General features: G+C 67.4%; 21 protein-coding genes. 8 read left to right on the top strand and 13 right to left on the bottom strand.

Going from position 1 to position 20,542, the window contains the following annotated elements:
• Positions 1-15: 15 nt before the first annotated feature.
• Both R5O87_RS21730 and R5O87_RS21725 read right to left on the bottom strand, forming a co-directional pair.
• Positions 16-1,056, bottom strand: a complete 1,041-nt coding sequence (locus tag R5O87_RS21730) for a uroporphyrinogen decarboxylase/cobalamine-independent methonine synthase family protein (RefSeq protein ID WP_410554015.1) — start codon at positions 1,054-1,056, stop codon at positions 16-18.
• A gap of 3 nt (positions 1,057-1,059) precedes the next feature.
• Positions 1,060-1,482, bottom strand: coding sequence for a chorismate mutase (locus R5O87_RS21725; protein WP_410554014.1), 423 nt, complete (start codon positions 1,480-1,482; stop codon positions 1,060-1,062).
• A gap of 96 nt (positions 1,483-1,578) precedes the next feature.
• On the opposite strand from R5O87_RS21725, the gene R5O87_RS21720 reads away from it, so the two are divergent.
• Positions 1,579-2,235 carry an NADPH-dependent F420 reductase gene (locus tag R5O87_RS21720; RefSeq protein WP_410554013.1) on the top strand — a complete coding sequence of 219 codons (657 nt, stop codon included), beginning with the start codon at positions 1,579-1,581 and terminating at the stop codon, positions 2,233-2,235.
• A 55-nt stretch (positions 2,236-2,290) separates the two neighbouring features.
• Here R5O87_RS21720 and R5O87_RS21715 read toward each other — a convergent pair whose 3' ends face one another.
• The 5 genes from R5O87_RS21715 to mnmA all read right to left on the bottom strand — a co-directional run bounded on the left by R5O87_RS21715 (position 2,291) and on the right by mnmA (position 9,271).
• The gene (locus R5O87_RS21715) at positions 2,291-4,006 is read right to left on the bottom strand and encodes an ABC transporter ATP-binding protein (RefSeq protein ID WP_410554012.1); all 1,716 of its coding nucleotides are present in this window, start codon (positions 4,004-4,006) and stop codon (positions 2,291-2,293) included.
• The gene (locus R5O87_RS21710; protein ID WP_410554011.1) at positions 4,003-5,025 is read right to left on the bottom strand and encodes an ABC transporter permease; all 1,023 of its coding nucleotides are present in this window, start codon (positions 5,023-5,025) and stop codon (positions 4,003-4,005) included. Before R5O87_RS21710 ends, R5O87_RS21715 begins: the two co-directional genes overlap by 4 nt.
• Before the next feature lies 1 nt (position 5,026).
• The gene (locus R5O87_RS21705) at positions 5,027-6,118 is read right to left on the bottom strand and encodes an ABC transporter permease (RefSeq protein WP_410554010.1); all 1,092 of its coding nucleotides are present in this window, start codon (positions 6,116-6,118) and stop codon (positions 5,027-5,029) included.
• Positions 6,119-6,247: 129 nt separating this feature from the next.
• Positions 6,248-7,882 (bottom strand): ABC transporter substrate-binding protein, encoded by a 1,635-nt coding sequence (locus tag R5O87_RS21700; protein WP_410554009.1) that lies wholly within the window; start codon positions 7,880-7,882, stop codon positions 6,248-6,250.
• Positions 7,883-8,131: 249 nt separating this feature from the next.
• The gene (gene mnmA / locus R5O87_RS21695; protein WP_410554008.1) at positions 8,132-9,271 is read right to left on the bottom strand and encodes a tRNA 2-thiouridine(34) synthase MnmA; all 1,140 of its coding nucleotides are present in this window, start codon (positions 9,269-9,271) and stop codon (positions 8,132-8,134) included.
• 169 nt (positions 9,272-9,440) lie between these two features.
• On the opposite strand from mnmA, the gene R5O87_RS21690 reads away from it, so the two are divergent.
• Entirely contained in the window at positions 9,441-10,694 is a 1,254-nt protein-coding gene (locus R5O87_RS21690) for an NAD(P)/FAD-dependent oxidoreductase (RefSeq protein WP_410554007.1), read from the top strand.
• Here the strand turns inward: R5O87_RS21690 and R5O87_RS21685 are convergent.
• The gene (locus R5O87_RS21685; RefSeq protein WP_410554006.1) at positions 10,673-11,902 is read right to left on the bottom strand and encodes a cysteine desulfurase family protein; all 1,230 of its coding nucleotides are present in this window, start codon (positions 11,900-11,902) and stop codon (positions 10,673-10,675) included. The genes R5O87_RS21690 and R5O87_RS21685 overlap by 22 nt on opposite strands.
• Before the next feature lie 68 nt (positions 11,903-11,970).
• On the bottom strand, positions 11,971-12,660 hold the full coding sequence (locus tag R5O87_RS21680) for a helix-turn-helix transcriptional regulator (RefSeq protein ID WP_410554005.1): 690 nt from the start codon (positions 12,658-12,660) through the stop codon (positions 11,971-11,973).
• A gap of 92 nt (positions 12,661-12,752) precedes the next feature.
• On the opposite strand from R5O87_RS21680, the gene R5O87_RS21675 reads away from it, so the two are divergent.
• Positions 12,753-13,199: a DoxX family membrane protein gene (locus R5O87_RS21675; protein WP_410554004.1), complete on the top strand. Its 447-nt coding sequence runs from the start codon at positions 12,753-12,755 to the stop codon at positions 13,197-13,199.
• Here the strand turns inward: R5O87_RS21675 and R5O87_RS21670 are convergent.
• Positions 13,169-13,864: a hypothetical protein gene (locus R5O87_RS21670; RefSeq protein ID WP_410554003.1), complete on the bottom strand. Its 696-nt coding sequence runs from the start codon at positions 13,862-13,864 to the stop codon at positions 13,169-13,171. The two genes, R5O87_RS21675 and R5O87_RS21670, sit on opposite strands and share 31 nt — an antisense overlap.
• Positions 13,865-14,013: 149 nt before the next feature.
• Here R5O87_RS21670 and R5O87_RS21665 point away from each other — a divergent pair, with 149 nt between their 5' ends.
• From R5O87_RS21665 to R5O87_RS21645, 5 genes are all read left to right on the top strand, one after another.
• Complete coding sequence (locus tag R5O87_RS21665; RefSeq protein WP_410554002.1) at positions 14,014-14,958, top strand: J domain-containing protein; 945 nt, start codon at positions 14,014-14,016, stop codon at positions 14,956-14,958.
• Positions 14,959-14,989: 31 nt separating this feature from the next.
• Positions 14,990-15,457 carry a tRNA (cytidine(34)-2'-O)-methyltransferase gene (locus R5O87_RS21660; protein ID WP_003805026.1) on the top strand — a complete coding sequence of 156 codons (468 nt, stop codon included), beginning with the start codon at positions 14,990-14,992 and terminating at the stop codon, positions 15,455-15,457.
• 214 nt (positions 15,458-15,671) lie between these two features.
• Entirely contained in the window at positions 15,672-16,277 is a 606-nt protein-coding gene (locus R5O87_RS21655) for a sigma-70 family RNA polymerase sigma factor (protein ID WP_410554001.1), read from the top strand.
• Between the two features lie 2 nt (positions 16,278-16,279).
• Entirely contained in the window at positions 16,280-17,143 is an 864-nt protein-coding gene (locus R5O87_RS21650; protein ID WP_410554000.1) for an anti-sigma factor, read from the top strand.
• Between the two features lie 53 nt (positions 17,144-17,196).
• A complete protein-coding gene (locus R5O87_RS21645; RefSeq protein ID WP_410553999.1) occupies positions 17,197-17,967 on the top strand; it encodes a MerR family transcriptional regulator in 771 nt (256 codons plus the stop codon).
• Here R5O87_RS21645 and R5O87_RS21640 read toward each other — a convergent pair.
• From R5O87_RS21640 to R5O87_RS21630, 3 genes are read right to left on the bottom strand one after another with little or no spacing between them, the layout of a single operon-like run.
• Entirely contained in the window at positions 17,964-18,743 is a 780-nt protein-coding gene (locus R5O87_RS21640; RefSeq protein WP_410553998.1) for a PIG-L deacetylase family protein, read from the bottom strand. The two genes, R5O87_RS21645 and R5O87_RS21640, sit on opposite strands and share 4 nt — an antisense overlap.
• A 4-nt stretch (positions 18,744-18,747) precedes the next feature.
• The gene (locus tag R5O87_RS21635; RefSeq protein WP_410553997.1) at positions 18,748-19,701 is read right to left on the bottom strand and encodes an electron transfer flavoprotein subunit alpha/FixB family protein; all 954 of its coding nucleotides are present in this window, start codon (positions 19,699-19,701) and stop codon (positions 18,748-18,750) included.
• Positions 19,702-19,715: 14 nt separating this feature from the next.
• The gene (locus R5O87_RS21630; protein ID WP_410554095.1) at positions 19,716-20,516 is read right to left on the bottom strand and encodes an electron transfer flavoprotein subunit beta/FixA family protein; all 801 of its coding nucleotides are present in this window, start codon (positions 20,514-20,516) and stop codon (positions 19,716-19,718) included.
• Positions 20,517-20,542 lie beyond the last annotated feature (26 nt).

Raw genomic sequence — 20,542 nt, 5'->3', positions numbered from 1 at the left:
GCCGGGCACGGCAATTCAGCCGAGCGCGAGCTGGTTCAGACCGTCGGCAACCTGGGTCAGGCGGGTGAGGACTTCCGTGGCGGCGGCGGGCGACTGGTTTTCAAGGCCGCCCGACGGAGTGACCCGCACCGTGCCGAGCGCCGCCAGCGGCAGTCCGAGCTGCTGCCACGGACGCCGGACGGATTCAACCACCCCGGATGCCTTGGGCACGCCGCCCGGACTGTCAGCCTGCAGGGCTCCGGCCCAAAGCCGCTTGCCGGCCTCGACGGCCTCGGCGAGCTGTTCCCACTGCCGGGTGGTCAGGGCCCGCAGCGGGACGGCGATGGCGTCCGCGCCCGCAGACAGGATCCTTTCGAACGGGGCCTCGATTTCCGGCACCGCAATGGCGATTTCGGCGGCACCGGCCTCGCGGAGGGCGTCGATCACTACACGCCAGAGCTCGGTGACCTCCTGTCCGGCGACGGAGCGCAGGGTCCGGTAGCCGCTGGACGTGGGGATGGTGCCGGCGAGGACCGAGGCGATGTCCGGTTCGTCGAGCTGCACCACGAGCCTGGCACCGGGCACCGCGGCAGCCACCTTGGCCAGGTGCGCGCCAACCCCGGCTGCCAGGGAGGCAGCGATGTCGCGGCGGGCGCCATAGTCGATCAGGGCACGCTCACCGTTGTGAAGGTGCAGTCCCGCCGCAAGGCTGAGGGGACCCCGCAGCTGGACCTTGAGCCCGTCGGCCGCGCTGTCCTCTTCCCCGGCGATGTCGGCCAGCACGTTGATGTCGGTGGACAGGGCGGACCTTGCCCGGACCATGTCGCGTCCGGGCCGGTCAACGATCCGCCAGCCGTGCGGCTGGACGTCCACCGCCAGGTCCACCAGGACTGACGCGGTGCGTCCTATGGCGTCGGCGCCCACGCCGCGGTCGGGCAGCTCAGCGAGGAAAGGCAGGTGCGGGCTGCCGAGCTCACCCCGAATGATGCGGGTGGCCTCCACCGGGTCCTGGCCCGGCCAGGGTCCCAGGGCCGTGGCCGTTGCCTGGGCCGGCAGCTGGATGTCTGCGTCCGGCACGGCTTAGGCGGTGAGCGGTGCGGAGGGGCTGGCCGTCCCGTTACCCGCTCCCCCGGCGGCGTTGTGGTCCTCGGCGATCGCCTCGTGGTGCCGGATCACCTCGCCGATGATGAAGTTCAGGAACTTCTCTGCGAACGCCGGGTCAAGCTGCGCGTCCTCGGCGAGCCGGCGCAGGCGGGCGATCTGGGCTGTTTCGCGCCCGGGGTCCCCGGCGGGGAGGCGGTGGGCCGCCTTGAGGAATCCCACCTTCTGCGTCGCCTTGAACCGCTCCGCGAGGAGGTAGACGAGGGTTGCATCGATGTTGTCGATGCTCGACCGGATCGACAGCAGTTCCGCCATCACCGCAGGGTCCACATGCCCGGCCAGGGAGCTGGCGGCGGGATTGTAGGAGTCAGTGTCAGGCAGATCATGGTTCAGCTCGGTCATGGTTCCAGTCTATGGGCAGCGCCGGATTCTCTCCCCGTGTTAAGGATGCTGGCAGAGAATGTAAGTCTTCGCACATACCCATGAGGGAGGATGCAGATGAGGATCGCAGTTCTTGGTACCGGCGTGGTGGGCAGGACTTTGGCGGGAAAACTCGTGGAGTCCGGTCACGACGTCGTTCTCGGGTCACGGACCGCAACCAACGAGGCCGCCGTGCGGTGGGCAGCGGAGGCGGGGCCGCGGGCAAAGGCAGCCACTTTCCAGGAGGCCGCCGGGGAGGCCGAGCTTGTCATCAACGCGACGCCCGGCGCGGTGTCACTGGACGTGCTGGCCGCGGCCAGGACGGCGAACCTCGCCGGCAAGGTGCTGATCGATGTGGCCAATCCGCTGGACCATTCGGCGGGATTCCCGCCGTCACTTTCCATCTCGAACACCGACAGCCTGGCGGAGACCATCCAGCGCGCGTTTCCCACTGTCCGCGTGGTGAAGGCACTGAACACCATGCGGGCCGATGTCATGGTGGCGCCGGACCGGCTGGCTGGCGGGGACCACGACGTGTTCATGGCCGGTGATGACGCGGAGGCCAAGGACGTGGTGGCCGGACTGCTGCGGGAATTCGGCTGGCGGCCCGAGCACATCAGGGACCTGGGCCCGCTCGAGGCGGCACGTGGGCTTGAGATGTGGCTGCCCATGTGGCTGCGGATCTTCCTGAAGCAGGGAGACAGCCTGTTCAACATCAAGGTGGTTTCCGGGTAGCCGTCCGAAAGACGCGCGTCCCCGTCCTCTGCTGAGGACGGGGACGCGTGGTCTGCTAGATGCCCAGCAGGGCGCGGTGGTCCTGCCGGCGCTTGGCCTGCTCGGCGGGATCCGGGACAGGCAGCGACGCGATGAGGCGCTTCGTGTAGTCATGCTGCGGGGCACCCATGACCTGGTGGCCGATCCCCTGCTCCACGAGCTTGCCCTTGTACAGCACCCCGACCCAGTGCGACAGCATGTCCACCACCGCGAGGTCGTGGCTGATGAACAGCGCCGCGAAACCGAACTCCTGCTGGATTCCCTTGAAGAGTTCCAGGACCTTCGCCTGCACCGAAACATCCAGTGCCGACGTCGGCTCATCCGCGATGAGCAGTTTCGGGTTCAGGATGAGCGCCCGGGCCAGTGAAGCGCGCTGGCGCTGCCCGCCGCTGAGCTCATGCGGGAAACGGTCAGCGTACGACGCCGGCAGCTGGACTGACTCCAGCAGCTCACCGACGCGTTTGCGCGCCTGGGCCGGGGACGGGTTGGTGTGGATGACCAGCGGTTCGGCGACGCAGTCGCCGATGGTCAGCTGCGGGTTGAAGGATGCCGCCGGATCCTGGAAGACGAAGCCGATCTCCTTCCGGAGCGGCTTGAAGCTCCGTTCTTTGAAGTTCAGCATCTCGTAGCCGAGCACGTTCAGGCTTCCGCCGGTGGTCCGGTTGAGCCCGGCGATGGCCCGGCCGATGGTTGTCTTTCCCGACCCCGATTCGCCGACGAGTCCGAACACCTCACCTTCGGACACCGTGAAGCTGACGCCGTCCACCGCCTTGAAGGCGGGGCTGCCCAGCCGTCCGGGATATTCGATGGTGAGGCCCTTCGCCTCCACCAGGACCTTGCCGTCCTGGTGCGCCCGTTCAGTCATCCCTTCCGACGCCGAGTGCCGGCCCAGGTGCGGCACGGCGGCGAGCAGCTTGCGGGTGTATTCCTGCCGCGGCTCGGCGAAGAGGGTCTTCGCCGGGGCCTCCTCGACGACGTCGCCCCGGTACATCACCACGACGCGGTCGGCAAGATCGGCCACCACACCCATGTTGTGCGTGATCAGGACAATGGACGTCCCGTACTTGTCCCGCAGGTCCCGCAGGAGTTCCAGGATCTCGGCCTGCACGGTGACGTCCAGGGCGGTGGTGGGCTCGTCCGCCACGATCAGCCCCGGGTTCAGGGCGAGCGCGGCGGCGATGACCACGCGCTGCTTCTGGCCGCCGGAGAACTGGTGGGGGTAGTAGTTGACGCGCGTCTCCGGGTCCGGGATGCCCACCTTGCGCAGGGCCTCGATGGCCCTGGCCTTGGCCTCCTTCGCCGTGACCCGTTTGCCGCCCTCGCGTCCCACGTGGGCGAGGATCCCTTCGGCGATCTGCCAGCCGACGGTGAACACGGGGTTCAGTGCCGTGGACGGCTCCTGGAAGACCATGGCCACGTCCCGGCCCCGGATCTGGCGGAGCCGGCCCGGAGAGACGCTGATGACGTTGCTGCCGTTGATCACCACGGCGCCGGAGCTGATGGCGGTTTCCGGCAGCAGGCCCAGGATGGTCTTGGCCGTCACGGTCTTGCCGGAGCCGGATTCACCGACGATGGCGAGCACTTCGCCGGCCTTCACTTCGAGGCTCACGTCCTTGACGGCGTGGACATCCCCGGCGTCGGTGGCGAACGTGACCTTGAGATGGTCGATGTCCAGCACCGGTCCGGCGCCGGCCGCATGCCGGTCAGAAACAGATCCGATATTGATGGTCATGAGCTTCTCACATCTGCTGAAATGGCTGCCTGGGCCGCCAGGGTCGAGTCCGGTCCGCCCTTGTTCCCGGCACGCTTGCGGCCGCGGAGGCGGGGATCGTTGAGGTCGTTGATGCTCTCGCCCACGAGGGTGAGGCCAAGCACGGTCCAGACGATGGCGAGACCCGGGAACACGCCGGTCCACCAGATCCCGGACGTGGTGTCCGCCAGGGCCTTGTTGAGGTCGAAGCCCCATTCGGCCGCGGACGAGGGCTCGATGCCGAAGCCCAGGAAGCCCAGGCCCGCCAGGGTCAGGATCGCTTCGGAGGCATTCAGCGTGAAGATCAGCGGCAGGGTGCGGGTGGCGTTCCGGTAGATGTGCCGGCCCATGATGCGGATGCTGGAGGCACCCACCACCTTCGCCGACTCGACGAAGGGTTCCGCCTTGAGCCTGATGGTCTCCGCCCTGATGACCCGGAAGTACTGCGGGATGAACACCACGGTGATGGAGATAGCCGCCGCGAACACCCCGCCAAGGAGGCTGGACTCGCCGCCGCTGATGACGATGGCCATGACGATGGCCACCAGCAGTGACGGGAACGCGTAAACGGCGTCCGCCACCACGACGAGTACGCGGTCGAGCCAGCCGCCGAGGTATCCGCTCACCAGGCCGAGGATGACGCCGGCGAAGATGGACAGCACCACGGCGACCATGATCACGAGGATGGCGGTCTGGGAGCCCCAGATGACCCGGGACAGGACATCGTAGCCGCCCACGGTGGTGCCCAGCAGGTGCTTGCCACCGGGCGGCTGCTGCGTGGGGAAGCTGCCGTCGGCGTCGGACAGCTGGGAGAATCCGTAGGGGGCCAGCAGGGGCGCGAAGATGGCTGTCAGGAGGAACACGCCGGTCAGGACGAGGCCGACGACGAGCATGCCGCGCTGGAGTCCGACGCTCTTATTGAAATGGGAGATCACGGGCAGCCGCTTGAACAGCGGTGCCCTGCGGTCCACGGTGGTTTCCACCGGAGTGGCAGTGCTCATGTCAGTACCTCACACGGGGGTCGATCAGCGCGGCCACGATGTCCACGATGAAGTTGGTGACGGCAACGATGACGGCCAGGAGCACCACGATGCCCTGGACGGCCACAAAGTCACGGGCGGTCAGGTAGTTGGCCAGCTGGAAGCCCAGCCCCTTCCACTCGAAGGTGGTCTCGGTGAGCACGGCGCCGCCCAGCAGCACGGCGATCTGCAGGCCCATCACGGTGATGATGGGGATCAGGGCCGGCTTGTAGGCGTGCTTGGTGACCAGCCGGAATTCGCTGACGCCCCGTGAGCGTCCCGCCTCGATGTAGTCCCGGCCGAGGGTTCCAATGACGTTGGTGCGCACCAGCCGGAGGAAGATGCCGGCCGTCAGCAGGCCCAGCGCGACGGCGGGCAGGACGGCGTGCGCCATCACGTCGCCGAAGGCGGCCATGTTGCCGCTTCTGAGCGCGTCCAGCCAATAGATTCCCGTGGGCGCCTGGAGCCCGGTGAGTGCCAGTTCGGTGGAGGTCTTGGCCCGGCCCGCCACGGGGAGCCAGCCAAGCCAGACGGAGAAGGTCAGCTTCAGCAGGAGCCCCGCAAAGAACACCGGAGTGGCATAGCAGAGGATGGCAAAGACGCGCAGCACGGCGTCGGGCAGGTGGTCACGGCGGTGCGCGGCGATCATCCCGAACGGAATGCCCACCAGCAGTGCGACGATCAGCGCGTTGATGGTCAGTTCCAGGGTGGCTGAGCCGTAGGTTACCAGCATCTCCGTGACCCTGCGGTTGTCGGACAGCGTGGTTCCGAAATTGCCGGTAACCAGCTGGCCGAGGTATTCGAAGTACTGCACGGGAAGCGGACGGTCATAGCCTGCCGCATGGATCCGTTCCTGCAGCTGGTCCGGGGGCAGCCGGCCGCCCAGCGCGGCCGTGATGGGATCGCCGGTGATCCTCATGAGGAAGAACACCATGGTGACCAGGATGAAAATTGTCGGAAAGATCAGGAGGAACCTGATCAGGAGGTATTGGCCCAGTCCCCCGCCGGACTTCTTTTTCTTAGTCGGCAAAAGGCCGTCGGCGTCACTTGGCGGCGCCTCGATGAGAGTTGTCATTACTGCCTGATTCTGTGTTTCCGGGTCCACAACGGAACCGGAATCGGCTGTTCACTGGCCAGCAGGAAGGCGGGACGCCGGGAAGGCGTCCCGCCTCCTTGGCTGGCCAGGACCTGATGGGGTGGAGCCCTACTTCGAGATCACTCCGAGGCGGGTCTTGAACGAAGCGTCGAGGGTCTGGTCCACGCCCTTGACGTCGGCCCCCGCAACCATGAGCTGCGCGCCCTGCAGCAGCGGCAGGGTGGAGAGGTCCTTGGCGACGGCGGTCTGCGCCTCACCCAGCACCTTCTCGCGTTCACCCTTGTCCACCGTGGTGAGCTGCTTCCTCACCAGCTCGGTGACCACAGGATTTTCGTAGTGGTTCTTCAGGAAGTTGCCGGGGACAAAGAACGGCGTGAGGTAGTTGTCGGCGTCGGAATAGTCCGGGAACCACCCGAGCTGGAAGACCGGGTACGCGTCGGTGGCGCGGGCCTTCGAGTAGGTGACCCATTCGGTGGACTGGAGGTCAACCTTGAACAGGCCCGACTTTTCCAGCTGTTCCTTGATCATGGCGTACTCGTCGCCTGAGGACTTGCCGTAGTGGTCCGGGTTGTACTGCAGCTTGATGTTGACGGTGCCGGTGATGCCGGCGTCGGAGAAGGCCTTCTTGGCCTTGTCCAGGCTGGGCTTGCCGTTGCCGTCGCCATACATTTCCTTCAGCGGCTGGATGGCGCCGTTGAAGCCGTCCGGAACAACGGAGTAGGCGGGCAGGTAGGTGCCCTTGTAGACCTGGGTGGCGATGGCCTCGCGGTCCACGATGTCCGCCATCGCCTGGCGGACGGCGAGCGCCTTCTTGGCGTCGGCGTCGGCCGTCTTGGCACCGAACGGCATCGTGTCGAAGTTGAAGACGATGTAGCGGAGTTCGCCGCCGGGGCCCTTGTGCACCTTGACCTTCGAGTCCTTCTCAAGGTCGGCGGCGTCGGTGGCCGTCAGGCTGCGGCCGGCGACGTCGATGTTGCCCTGCTGGACGTCCAGCTTCAGGTTGTTGGAGTCGGCGTAGTACTTGATGTTGGCGCCGGCGTTGGCCGGCTTGCCCAGGAGCCCCTGGTAATCCGGGTTGGCCTTGAGGCTGACGAGCTCGTTCTTCTTGTAGCTCTCGATGGTGTACGGCCCGGCGAACGGCTTGCCCTTGACGATCTCGTCGTCGCTGAGGACCTTGTCCGCCGGGAAGACCTCCTCGTCGACGATCGGGCCGGAGTTGGCGGCCAGCACGCCGGGGAAGACCTGGTCGTTGCCGGCCTTGAGGGTGAAGACCACGGTCGAGTCGTCCTTGGCCGCCACGGACTTCAGGTTGGACAGCAGGGCGGCCGGACCGTTGGGGTCGGCAATCTTGACCACGCGGTCGATCGAGAACTTGACGTCGGAGGAGGTCAGTGCGTGGCCGTTGGCGAACTTGAGTCCGGGCTTGAGCTTGACGGTGTACTCAGTGGGGGTGGTGAACGACGCCGATTCGGCGATGTCCGGGACGGCGTCGGCGCTGCCCGGCTTGGAGTTCATGAGGAAGGGATAGATCTGGTTCATCACCATGAACGAGCCGGCATCGTAGGAGCCGGCGGGGTCGAGGGTGACAACTTTGTCCGTGGTCCCGTAGGTGATGGTGCCTCCGCCGGCGCCACCGGTGGACGTGCCGCCACCTCCGGACGGGCCGGTGCAGGCGGTGAGTGCGAAAGCGGAAACGCCTGCCAGCGCGATAGCGCTCCGCAAGGCCCTCTGATTCTTTGCCATCTGTGAACTTTCTGTTCGGTGAGTACGCGCGGGGTGCCCGGTCTGACTCGTGTGCGGGCAGCCCGCTGATGCCTCTGATTCAACCAGATGGTTGCCCGGTGAAACATTGCATCGTGTGAGTTGAGACACAAAATTTACCAGAAGGACTTGCCTTCCGCTGACCGAACGGTCGGGAACCGGGAAATGGCAACAAAAAACGGCCGGCGGATCACTCCGCCGGCCGTTCTCACTCCGGAAACCAGGGCACGGTTAAAGTTCTGCCCGCTGCAGGGAACGCGCGGCGTCGATGGTCGCCTGGCCGAGGACCCGGCTGCCCTGGTACAGGACCACGGTCTGGCCCGGCGAAACACCGCGCAGGGGATCCGTCAGGGTCACCACGAGGCTGTCGCGCACGATCCCCTCGTCGTCGGCCACCCGCTCCATCCGTGCAATGGCAGGAACGGGGTCGCCGTGCGCGCGGACCTGGGCATGGCAGTCAAAGTCGGCGCCGGAGCCAACCTCATCGATGGGCAGGCCGGCCCAGGAAACCTTGATGCCGCGGATTTCGTCGATGGCCAGCAGGGCCTCGGGCCCCACCACCACCTTGTTTTCCTTCGGCCGGATCTCCAGCACGAACCGCGGCTTGCCGTCCGCCGCCGGCCGGCCAAGCTTCAGGCCCCGCCGCTGACCCACGGTGAACGCGTTCGCTCCGCCATGTTCGCCCACCTTGGCACCGGTTTCATCCACGATGTCGCCCGGGGTCATGTCGATCTTTTCCGCGAGCCATCCGGCGGTGTCGCCGTCCGGGATGAAGCAGATGTCGTGGCTGTCCGGCTTGTTGGCCACAGACAGCCCGCGCCGTTCGGCCTCGGCGCGCACCTCCGCCTTCGACGGGGTGTCCGCCAGCGGGAACATGGAGTGCTTCAGCTGCTCGTGGGTGAGCACGCCCAGGACGTAGCTCTGGTCCTTGGCCCAGTCGGCGGCGCGGTGCAGCTGGCGGTTTCCGTCGGCGTCCTCGATGACCTTGGCGTAGTGGCCCGTGCAGACGGCATCGAACCCAAGGGCGATCGCCTTTTCAAGCAGGGCGGCGAACTTGATGCGCTCGTTGCAGCGCATGCAGGGGTTGGGGGTGCGGCCGTCGGCGTATTCGTCGATGAAGTCCTGGACCACATCTTCCTTGAACCGCTCCGAGAAATCCCACACATAATAGGGAATTCCCAGGACGTCGCAGGCCCGCCAGGCATCGCGCGAATCTTCAATGGTGCAGCAGCCCCTGCTGCCGGTGCGCAGGGTGCCCGGCATCCTGGACAGCGCGAGGTGAACGCCGACGACGTCGTGCCCCGCCTCGACGGCGCGGGCGGCTGCGACAGCGGAGTCAACCCCGCCGCTCATGGCTGCTAGAACTCGCATTATGGCTTTCTGTTGGATGGGCCCCATGACGCACGGGTTGCCGAACCATTCTACTGCCCGCCCGAATCAGGGCCTAAATTTCCTTGACGGCTCCAGTCCGCCCTTCTAAAGTCACGAGTATCGTTTTTAGAATGCAGGCCGTGGCCTGCCGTGCGAATCGAGTAGCGCCATGACCCCTGAAAGCATTGTCATCGCCGGCGCCGGGCTGGCCGGAGCGACGGCGGCCCGCACCCTGCGCGCCGAAGGATACGCCGGGAACATCACCATCGCGGGCACCGAACAGCATCCTCCCTATCTCCGGCCCCCGCTGTCCAAGGAATACCTGCTCGGCAAGGCGGCGGAGGACGCCGTCGAGGTCGCCCCGGAGAACTGGTACGCCGACAACAACGTCAGCCTCCGCCTCGGCAACCCGGTTGCGTCGGTCGATCCGGCGGCACGTACCGTACGCTTCGCCGACGGAACAGTCCAGGGATACGGCGCACTCCTGCTGGCGCCTGGCGCCACGCCGCGGACGCTAGCGCTGAGCGGCGCGGAACTGGACGGCGTCACCACCTTCCGCACGATCGATGACAGCCGCCGCCTCCGGGAACTGCTGGCGCCCGGCGGACGGAACGTCGTGCTCATCGGCTCCGGCTGGATCGGGATGGAACTGGCCGCAGCGGCGAGCACGTATGGCAACCAGGTCACGCTGCTGGGGCTTGAGGACATTCCGCTCGCCGCGGCAATCGGCCCGGAGCTCGGCAGCTTCTTCCGGACCCTGCACGAGGACAACGGGGTCCGCTTCCGGCTGCCCGCCTCAGCCAAGGAGATCACCGGACAGAACGGGAAGGTGACAGGCGTGGTGACCGACGCCGGCGAGCTCCTGCCCGCGGACATCGTGGTCATCGCTGTGGGCGTGGTTCCGGAAACGGCCCTTGCTTCCGGGGCCGGGCTGGAAGTCCGCAACGGGATCCTCACCGACGCCTCGCTGCGCACCAGCGCGCCGGACATTTTTGCGGCCGGCGACGCCGCCAACGCCCTGCATCCGTTCACCGGCGAGCACCACCGCAGCGAACACTGGTCCAACGCGCTCAACGGGGGCAAGGTGGCGGCCAAAGCCATGCTCGGCCAGGACGCTGCCCTGGACGTGGTCCCCTACTTCTACACCGACCAGTTCGATGTCAGCATGGAGTACTCGGGCTTCCCGTCCCTCGCCGCCAAAGCGGTCCCGGTCATCCGCGGCTCGCTCGACAGCAAGCAGTTCGTGGCGTTCTGGCAGCAGGACGGCCGCGTTGTGGCCGGCATGAGCGTCAACTGGCCAAGGTCCGTGAAGCCCAGCGCCCAGAAGACCATCAAGGCGCTCATCACCGCCCGCACCGAGGCGCCTGCCGAGCGGCTTGCCGACGAGGACGTGCCGTTCGATCAGCTGATGCCGGAACCCTGACGGGCAACAGTGGCAGCGGTCTGAATGGAGGATTCGTGCCCGGCCATTCCGGCCTGCCGCGCCCGGGCGTAGGCGCCGGGCAGGGCCGCGAGAAGTGCGTCCACGTCCGCTTCCGTCGATGGATGCCCCAGGGTGAAGCGCTGCGCACCGCGCGCCGTCTCCTCGTCCAGGCCCATGGCGAGCAGGACGTGCGACGGACGCGGAACACCTGCCGTGCACGCGGAGCCGGTGGACGATTCCACGCCGGCCAGGTCCAGGAGGAACAGCAGGGAGTCGCCTTCGCAGCCGGGGAAGGTGAAATGCGCATTTCCGGGCAGGCGCCCCTCCCCCTCCGGTCCGCGCAGCACCGCCGCCGGAACTGCTTCGCGGACCCCCGCGATGAGCCGGTCGCGCAGGCCGGAAATCCGCGGAGCTTCGGCGTCGAGGTTCCTTGCGGCAGTGTCGGCTGCGGCGGCGAAGGCCGCGATGGATGCGGTGTCGAGCGTTCCCGAGCGGACGTCGCGCTCCTGGCCGCCGCCGTGCTGCACGGGCGTGAGCTTCACTGACCGCCCCAGGATGAGCGCGCCGACGCCCACCGGGCCGCCGATCTTGTGGCCGGAGATGGACATGGCATCGAGCCCGGAGGCATGGAAATCCACGGGGACGGAGCCAAACGCCTGCACAGCGTCGGAATGCACCGGAACGCCGGCGGCGTGCGCGAGCTCCACTGCCCGGTGGACGGGCTGGATGCTCCCCACCTCGTTGTTGGCCCACATGACCGTCACCAGGGCAATGGACTCGGGCTCACGCTGCAGCTCGGCCCGCAGCGCGTCGAGGTCCAGCACGCCGTCTTCCTTGACGGGCAGCCACGCAACTTCCGCCCCTTCATGGCGTTCCAGCCACTCAACGGTGTCCAGCACGGCGTGATGCTCGACGGCGGAACACAGGATCCGCCGCCGGCGCGGGTCTTCAGCCAGCCGGGACCAGTACAGGCCTTTGACGGCCAGGTTGTCCGCTTCGGTGCCGCCCGAGGTGAAGATGACCTCCGAGGGATGGGCACCTGCCGCCGCGGCAAGGGTTTCCCGCGCGTCCTCCACGGAACGCCTGGCCCGGCGGCCGGAGCCGTGAAGGGACGAGGGATTCCCGGTCCGGGACAGCTCGCGCGTCAGGGCAGCCAGGGCTTCGGCGGCGATGGGCGTGGTGGCGGCATGGTCCAGGTAAACAGGCACGCTTAAATTCTAGACGCCGCAAAATTTAGACGCCGCAGGATTCCGGGGCGGCCTGGCTTGCTGTGGCCTCACGGCCTGATCCTGGCGCAGCAGCGCCCGACAGTCCGGTCCTCCACCACCCTGTCCTCCGGCACCCCGCAGGCTGCGGCGGCACCGCTCAGCAACGCTCCGTTCATGGCACACACCACGTCCGTGTGACCGTCGGCGAGCCGGTGGAAGGGGCAGTTCATCAGGATGGTTCCCCCCTCGCCGTCCTGTTCCGGCATATAGCCGATGCTGCCGAGCACTTCATCCAGGGATGCTCCCTCCCCGCCCAGGGCACGGCCACGGGCGTAAGAGGCATCGGCCAGCGCCTCGCGGACCCCTCCCCCGTCGGCTATTGAGGATTCGATGGCAGTGGCCATCAGCTCGCCGGCCAGGTCGTAGCTACGCTCCGGAACTGACGCCCCCACCTCGTCCAGCGCCGGACGGTAGAGCTTTGCGGGACGGCCCGACCCCGGGCCGGCCTTTCCGCCGAGCTTGCGGAACTCGACGGCGAGCAGGCCGTCCCGGACCAGCTTGTCCAGGTGGAACGACGCCGTGGACCGGGGCATGTCCAGCGCAGCCGCAGCATCGTCCCGCCCCACAGCCGACGGCTGCCCGCTGACGTACTCAAAAAGGCGCCGCCTGCCCGCATCACCCAGTGAGGCCAGGGCGGCCAAACGGCCGGTCCACGAAAGAACGGTTCCCGGCTCGTGGTCTTCAGGTTTGCGGCTCATAAATCCAGCGTAACTCTAAAATCAAGATCTGTTGCTAAAGAAGGATGTCCAGTTCTAAAATCAAGCTATCTACTTTTAGAAGGGAGTTCGTCATGAAAACCACCGCAGTGAGGGAGTCCGCAGGCCCGAACACGCTGGCGTCGGATCCGGCCCGCCAGGCGTTCCTGCTCCTGCGCACCGTCTTCACCGTGGCGCCCATCCTGTTCGGCCTGGACAAGTTCACCAACCTCCTGACCGACTGGACCGGCTACCTCGCACCGATGGTTCCGGATATCCTGCACCTGCCGGCGCAGACAGTGATGTATGGCGTCGGCGTCGTCGAGATAGTCGGCGGAATCCTGGTAGCCCTGCGGCCACGGATCGGCTCGCTGGTAGTGGCTGCCTGGCTCTTGGGGATCATCCTGAACCTGATCATCCTCGGCGCCTTCTTCGACGTCGCCCTGCGCGACTTCGGCCTGTTCGTGGCCGCCCTGGCCCTGAACCGGCTGGCAACCGCCGCAGCGGCCCGTCAGGCCGGCGGAACCACCGTCAGCCACTGAGCAATGTCGGCCCGGGCGGCGGCGAGCGCCGCCGCCGTCGGGCACGACGCCGACACGTACACCGAGGAGCCGGCCTCACCAAATACCCGGGCCAGCACCGCGGTGGCCCTGCCGGCATTCCGGCCGGTGGGCTTGGCGGCCCGTTCCAGGACCAGCACATCCACGGCCGGCGCGGGCTTGCCCCGTTCGCCGCCCCAGCGCAGCGATGCCGGCTTCAGGTAGGCCGGCAGGATCGTGGGGTCCAGGTAGGCGAAAAGCGCCGCTGTCGATTCCCTGTCATCAGCCGCCACCAGGGACCACTGGTTCTGACGCACCCCGGCCGCCACCTGGCAGCCGTCGGACTTTGAATAGCGGCTCGTGCCGCCGGCGTTGCCGACCACCTGTTTCCAGTGCGGCGCTTCGGCCAGGTCCTCCGACAGCCCGACGGGAACGCCGTGTGCCAGGGTGGGCCCCGCCGAGAACGGCATGTCGCGCGCGGCCACCGCGCCGGCGTCGTGGCCGGGGGTAATGCTCGGCGTCGCAGGTCCGCTGGTTAACGGCGGGTTGCTGGGCGCAGCGGGATCCGGGACCCCGATGCTGCAGCCGCCGAGGAAGGCCGTCGCTGCAACGGCTGCCACCGCCATGCGTGCATGGCGGGCACCGCCGCGACCTGTCCGAACTCCCATACCGAAAAGTCTAGACGCCCCGCGTTAACACCGGCGGGAACCGGCAGCCCTGCTGCGAACGTTGATCCAGAAGACCGTCAAGACCGGCTTATATGCTTGGCAGACCGCGCCGCGCATGCACGCCGGCAACAACGACTTAAGGACCATGCTTGACCAAGGGCAGCAGTTCCCACTACGAAGTGCTCCGCGTGGCGGCGACCGCGACCGAGAGGGAGATCAAGGTGGCCTACCGCAAGGCTGCCCGCGCTTCGCATCCCGACCACGGAGGCGACGCTGCGACGTTCCGGCAGGTGACCCTTGCGTATGAAACGCTCATCGACCCGCAGCGCCGGGCCGCCTATGACCGCTCCTACGCTGCCGGCCCGCGCAGGAGCCGCGCAGAAGGCGACGAGGCGCACTTCGACGCCCCGGCTGCCGGCAGCCACGCGTCCGCCACGATCCACAAACCAGGAACGCCCCGCAACACCTCCGGCGATGCCCCCGTTTACGTGCCGCCCTTCGACACGCCCGGTGCCGTTCCCCTGCTCCCGCCGGAACTCGCCGGCCAGCAGGTCCACGGCATGCCCAGGAAGCGGGGCATCTTCGGCGCCGAGGCCCGCATCCAGCGGGAGCTGCGCACGGTCCAGCTGATCAGCAGGCAGGTCCTGCCGGCGATCCCTGCAGCGCGCCTGATCAACGGGCTGCAGTCCCCGGCAGACAACAGCCACATTGACCACGTGCTGCTCTCGGGCTACCGGCTTGCGCTGATCGGCTCCATGCTGCTGCCCAAGGGCGCCTACGCGTGGGACGGCAACACGCTGAACCACGGCGGCAGGTCGATCGCCCCGCCACAGCTGTCCCACGTGGTCCGGCGCATGCAGGACATCTTTCCGGAACTCAACGTGACCGGATGGACAGTGGTCCACAGCCCGGACGGCAACCTCCACGAACCTGTCATCGACCGCCACCGCCGCTCCCGCGGCGGCTCCGACCTGGTCGAGGTGGTCAACGCCGCAGGCCTTGCTCGCGGGCTGAAGGATTTCCTGTCCTCCGGTCCGGCGCCGAACACCGTCAACGTCCCGGTGCTCGCGCGGCTGCTGCGGGGCATGCACTAAGCGCCGGTTTTGCCGCCGCTAGGATGGAAGCGTGTTCCGCATCCTCTTCCACACGCCTGAAATTCCCGGCAATACGGGCAACGCCATCCGTCTCGCCGCCATCACCGGCGCCGAACTCCACCTCGTGGAGCCTTTGGGCTTCGACTTCTCCGATGCCAAGCTCCGGCGTGCGGGCCTGGACTACCACGACCTGGCAGTGGTCACTGTCCACCCCAACATCGAGGCCGCCTGGGAGGCCCTGCAGCCAGAGCGCGTCTTCGCCTTCACGTCCGACGGCGAGGTGTCCTATACGGACATTGCCTACCGGCCCGGCGATGTCCTGATGTTCGGCCCGGAGTCCGTGGGTCTGCCGGATGACCTGAAGCGCGATCCACACGTCACGTCCCGGGTGCGCCTGCCCATGCTGCCGTCGCTGCGGTCGCTGAACCTGGCGAACGCGGCATCCATCGCCGTCTACGAGGCCTGGCGCCAGCAGGGTTTCACCGGCGCCCAGCTCTGAACACAGCCCGCCTGCACTGCCACCCATCCAAGGCCTGCGCGGCACCGAATCCCTCCTGAGCACATCCAAAGGGCATGCACATCAGGAGCGGAAGGAGCGGCAGGTGACAACACGGCGGCCGGGCACCACAGCATTCCGTTTTGCCCGGCACGATGCTCCCGTGGCCGGTTGCGGTGTGCCGCATCCGCCAGCAGGCAACCTATGCTTGAGGGTGATGGAAACTCCCAACGCGCCGAACTTTGACGCCACCGCGCCGCCCGGCACCGCCGTCGACCTTAACCAGCAGCTGGCACAGCTGCTGGAGCGGGTCGCCCAGGGCGACCAGGCGTCCTTCGCAGAGTTCTACCGGCTGACGTCGCGGCGGGTCTTCGGCATGGCGCGCCGGGTGCTGATCGACCCGGAGCTCAGCGAGGACACCGTCCAGGAGGTCTTCCTGCAGGTCTGGCAAAACGCCGCGAAGTTCGATCCGGCCAGCGGAAGCCCCCTGGCCTGGCTCATGACCATCTCGCACCGCCGGGCCGTCGACAGGGTCCGGTCAGCGCAGTCCGCGAGCGAACGTGAGGCCAGGTACGGCGCCAACAGCCAGGACATCGACCACGACTCAGTGTCGGACGAGGTGGACAGCCGGCTCGAGGCCGAAGCCGTGGTTCGCTGCCTGGACACGCTGACCGAAACGCAGCAGGAATCCGTGCGGCTCGCCTACTACGGCGGCCTCACCTACCGCGAAGTGGCCGAAAAACTGAACGCGGCCGTTCCAACCATCAAGTCCCGCATCCGCGACGGACTGATCCGACTCAAGACCTGCCTGGGGGTGAGCTGACAATGACCGATACGAATGATTCCCGCGGCCGCCAGCTGCCCAGGGCCTTTGCCGCCGACATTCCCACTGACCTCGCGGCCGGCCGGGCCGTGGAGCTGGCCGAGATCTACGCCCTCGACGCCATCACCGACGCGGAGCGCGAAGCCATCGACGCCTACGTCAGCGGCGCCCCCGAGGCGGAACGCGCATCCTTCAACGAACGGGTCCGCCAGGCGAGGGAAACTCTGGCCATGTCCTTCACGGCCGAGGAGGAGCCGCCCGCGGACCTGTTCGCCCGCATCGTTGCGCAGCTTCCCGCTGCCGCACCCGCGGCGGAGGCAGCCAAGACGGCGGCCGGGGCCCACGCGGAGGGGGATGCCCCGGCTGAGCCTGCTGCCGACGAGCTTGCCGCTGCGCGCCAGCGCCGCGAAGTACGACGCCGGTCCGCCGGCCTCCGCAATTGGCTCGTCGGTGTTGCGGCTGCTGCCGTGATCGCGCTCGGCGGGGTGGGGATCGGGGCCTACGTGGCCAACCAGAACGATCCTCTCAGGCAGGTCGTCGAGGCGCAGGACGCCCGGCAGGCGACAGTCGACGTCAGCGGCGGAGGGACGGCGACGGTTTCGATCTCGCCGTCGCACGATGCGCTGGTTGTGCGGATGAAGGATGTGCCGCCTCCGCCCGCGGGCAAGGTGTACCAGATGTGGCTGATTCCGAAGGACGGCTCCACCCCCGTCTCGCAGGGGCTGATGGATGCGGAGGCGTTGTCGAAGCCTGCCCTGGTCAAGGGCATCGGCTCCGCGGCCGCGCTCGGCATCACTGTCGAGCCTGCCGGCGGATCGGCGACCCCGACGCTGCCCACCGTGGCTGCCGCGCCGCTGAACGCCTGACGCTCGGTGCCGGGCCTTGACGTTGACGTTGCGTCAACTTCTACGCTGGAGGCATGAAGCAGGAAGAACTCCGGAGCTGGTCCATCGCCGAGCTGGCGAAGCTGAGCAGGGTCTCGTCCCGGACCCTCCGGCACTATGACCAGGTGGGATTGCTGCCGCCTGCCTACACCGGGCACAACGGCTACCGCTACTACACGCAGCCTGAACTGCTGCGTCTCCAGCGCATCCTGCTTCTCCGCGAACTGGGCCTGGGCCTGGAAACCATTGGCCAGGTTCTGGACGGCCAGGCAGACCAGCTGGACGCGCTGAGCGTGCACCGGAAATGGCTGCTGGCCGAGCGCGACCGCCTGGACCGGATGGCCAGGACCGTCGGGGCAACCATATCGGCACTGCAGCAAGGAGACGCCATGTCAGGCGAGGAAATTTTCAAGGACTTTGACACCAACCCGTACGAGGAGGAAGCCCGCCAGAGGTGGGGCGACCAGGCCGTCGAGGACAGCAAGGCCCGGCACGCAGCGCTCAGCGCTGCCGACAAGCAGGCCTTTATGGCGGAGGCAGGCGCGATCAACGAGGAACTGGGCCGCTGCCTGGACGCCGGACTGGCGGCGGACGACGCGCGGGTGCAGGCCGCCGTCGAACGCCATTACCGCTGGATCTGCGTCAGCTGGACGCCGGACGCGGACAGCTATGTCGGCCTGGGCCGGATGTACGTCGAGGACCCGCGGTTCACCGCCTTCTACGACAAAAGCCGCGCAGGCCTCGCCCCCTACCTGCTGGAGGGGATCAAGGTCTACGCGGCATCGCAGCTGAAAGGGCCAGCCTAGAAGCCGGCGATCGTCCCGGGCCCGTTGACCATGACCACGTGGAACGCCTCGGCACTGCGTCCGTCGGGCAGTCCTGCACGTTCGGCGTATTCCCGCATGCCGCGGCGCACCCTGGCTTCCATGGCCTCGGTATCCGGGTGCTGGCTGACATGGACGTGGATCGCCTCAAGCTTGCTCTCCACGTGCTCCGTGACGTCCACGTAGTGGTTCTCGCGTTCCTCGGGCCCTGCAAAGAACCACAGCCACGGAACCTTGTAGGCCTCCAGGCCTGACTCGGCAAGGTCCGGGTAGGCGAAGGGGTTTTCCACAGCCGGGTAGATGGCCCGGGTCACTGCCTCCCCCACCGCCAGGTGGTCCGGATGGCTCTTCTGGATGCGTTTCCAGTTGCGTTCCGGATGCATGGAAAGCACGACGTCGGGCCGGACTTCCCGGATCAGCTTCACCACTCCGCGCATCACCTCGTGGTTCGGTTCAAGGTACCCGTCCCGCTGGTGCAGGTAGTGGATGTCCGTGACGCCAACGAGTGCCGCGGCACGTTTCTGCTCCGCCGCCCTCAGGGCGATGATTTCGGCGCGCTGCGCGGGGTCGAAGCCCCCGGCGTCGCCGTCCGTCATGATGCAGTAGCTGACCTCGACGCCGGCCGCCGTCCATGCGGCAATAGTGCCGGCGGCCCCGAAATCGATGTCGTCGGGATGGGCTGCGAAACAGAGCACCCGCTCAATCCGGTGCTGTTCCGGATTGAACGGGCTCTGCGCTGGTGCAGCGTTTGCGGCCAAGGACTCAGCCCTTGCGCTTCTTGATTTCTTCGGTTGCCTGCGGCAGCACCTGGAAGAGATCACCAACGATGCCGAAGTCCGCGATTTCAAACACGGGCGACTCGGCGTCCTTGTTCACGGCAACGATCACCTTGGCGGTCTGCATGCCGGCCTTCTGCTGGATGGCACCGGAAATGCCGGCGGAGATGTACAGCTGCGGCGAGACGGTCTTGCCGGTCTGGCCGACCTGCGCGTCGTGGCTGATCCAGCCGGCATCCGTTGCCGCGCGGGATGCGCCCACGGCCGCACCCAGGGCGTCCGCCAGTTCCTCCACGGGACCGAAGTCGCCGTCGAGGCCGCGTCCGCCGGCCACCACGATGCGCGCATCGGTGAGGTCCGGGCGGCCGCTGGCGACCTTCTGTTCGCGGGAGGTGATGCGGGCAGCCGCTGCCGTGGCGTCGGCAGGAGCGTCGACGGTGACGGTTTCGGGTGTTCCGGGAGCCGCCGCGGGCTCGGGGTCCACGGAGTTTGCCTTCACGGACAGCACGGTGACCGGGGTGGTGGCCTTGGCCGTCGTGGTGTACGAACCGGCAAGCACGGACTTGTGGGCGGTACCGTCGGCGTCAACCGCGACGACGTCGGTGATGACGCCGGCGCTCAGCCGGATGCCGAGCCGGGCCGCGATTTCCTTGCCCTCGGGTGAGTTCTCCAGCAGGACGGTGGTGGCACCGGACTTGTCCGCCACGGCAGCCAGGAAGGCGGCCTTGGGGGCGACGAGGTAGTCGTCGAGGTCCGCCGCGGCGGGCCGGAAGACGCTGGCCGCGCCGTAGGCACCCAGGGTGCCGGCGGCGTCGTCGGACAGTTCGCCGTTGACCGCCACGGCGGTCTCCCCGAGGGAGCGGGCGATGGTGAGGAGTTCCAGGCTGCTCTTCTTGAGAGCCTGCCCGGGGTTGTCAATGAATACCAGTACGTTTGCCATGTTGTGGAGTCCCCTTAGAGCAGCTTCTGGGCGGCCAGGAAGTCAACCAGCTTGATGCCGGCGTCGCCTTCGTCCGTGATGATGGTGCCGGCAGTGCGCGGCGGGCGTTCCTCGGCCGTGGTCACGCGGGTCCAGGATCCGGCGTGGCCAACCTGGGAGGAATCGACTCCGATGTCAGCCAGCGAAAGCGTGGTGATGCTCTTGCGCTTGGCCGCGATGATGCCCTTGAAGTTGGGGTAGCGCGGTTCGTTGATCTGGTCGGTGACAGAGACCACGGCGGGCAGGGACGCCTCGACCGTCTCCGAGTGGGTGTCCGCGTCACGGCGCGCCGTAACGCGTCCGCCGTCGACGTCCAGGGAGGAGGCAAAGGTCACCTGCGGAAGCCCGAGGCGCTCGGCGAGCTGGGCCGGAACCAGGGACGTCTCACCGTCGGTGGAGGCCATGCCGGTCAGCACCAAGTCAACGGGGGCGTCCGCGCCGAGGTGGCGGAGGGCAGCTGCGAGCGCCAGCGAGGTAGCGGCGGCATCCGAGCCGGCGAGCGCGGCATCGGTGAGGTGCACACCCTCGGTGGCGCCGATCTGCAGGGACTTCTTGATGGCGTTCACGGCGCCGGCCGGTCCCATGCTCAAAGCGATCACCTTGTTGCCGGCCTTGGCACCGCCGCGGGCTTCGGCAAGCTGCAGGGCGGCTTCCAGGGCGTACTCATCCAGTTCGGACAGGATGCTCTCGTCGCGGTCCGTGGTGTGGCCCTCGCCGCTGAGGTGCCGGTCGAACTGGGCGTCCGGCACATGCTTGACCAGGACGACGATCTTCAATGTCTCTTCCACTGTATTTACAGCAG

It is taken from the genome of Arthrobacter globiformis, assembly GCF_046536215.2.
In the GTDB taxonomy this organism is placed as follows: domain Bacteria; phylum Actinomycetota; class Actinomycetes; order Actinomycetales; family Micrococcaceae; genus Arthrobacter; species Arthrobacter globiformis_E.
Note: the sequence above shows the minus strand (reverse complement) of the source record. Positions and strands in the feature narration are given on the sequence as shown.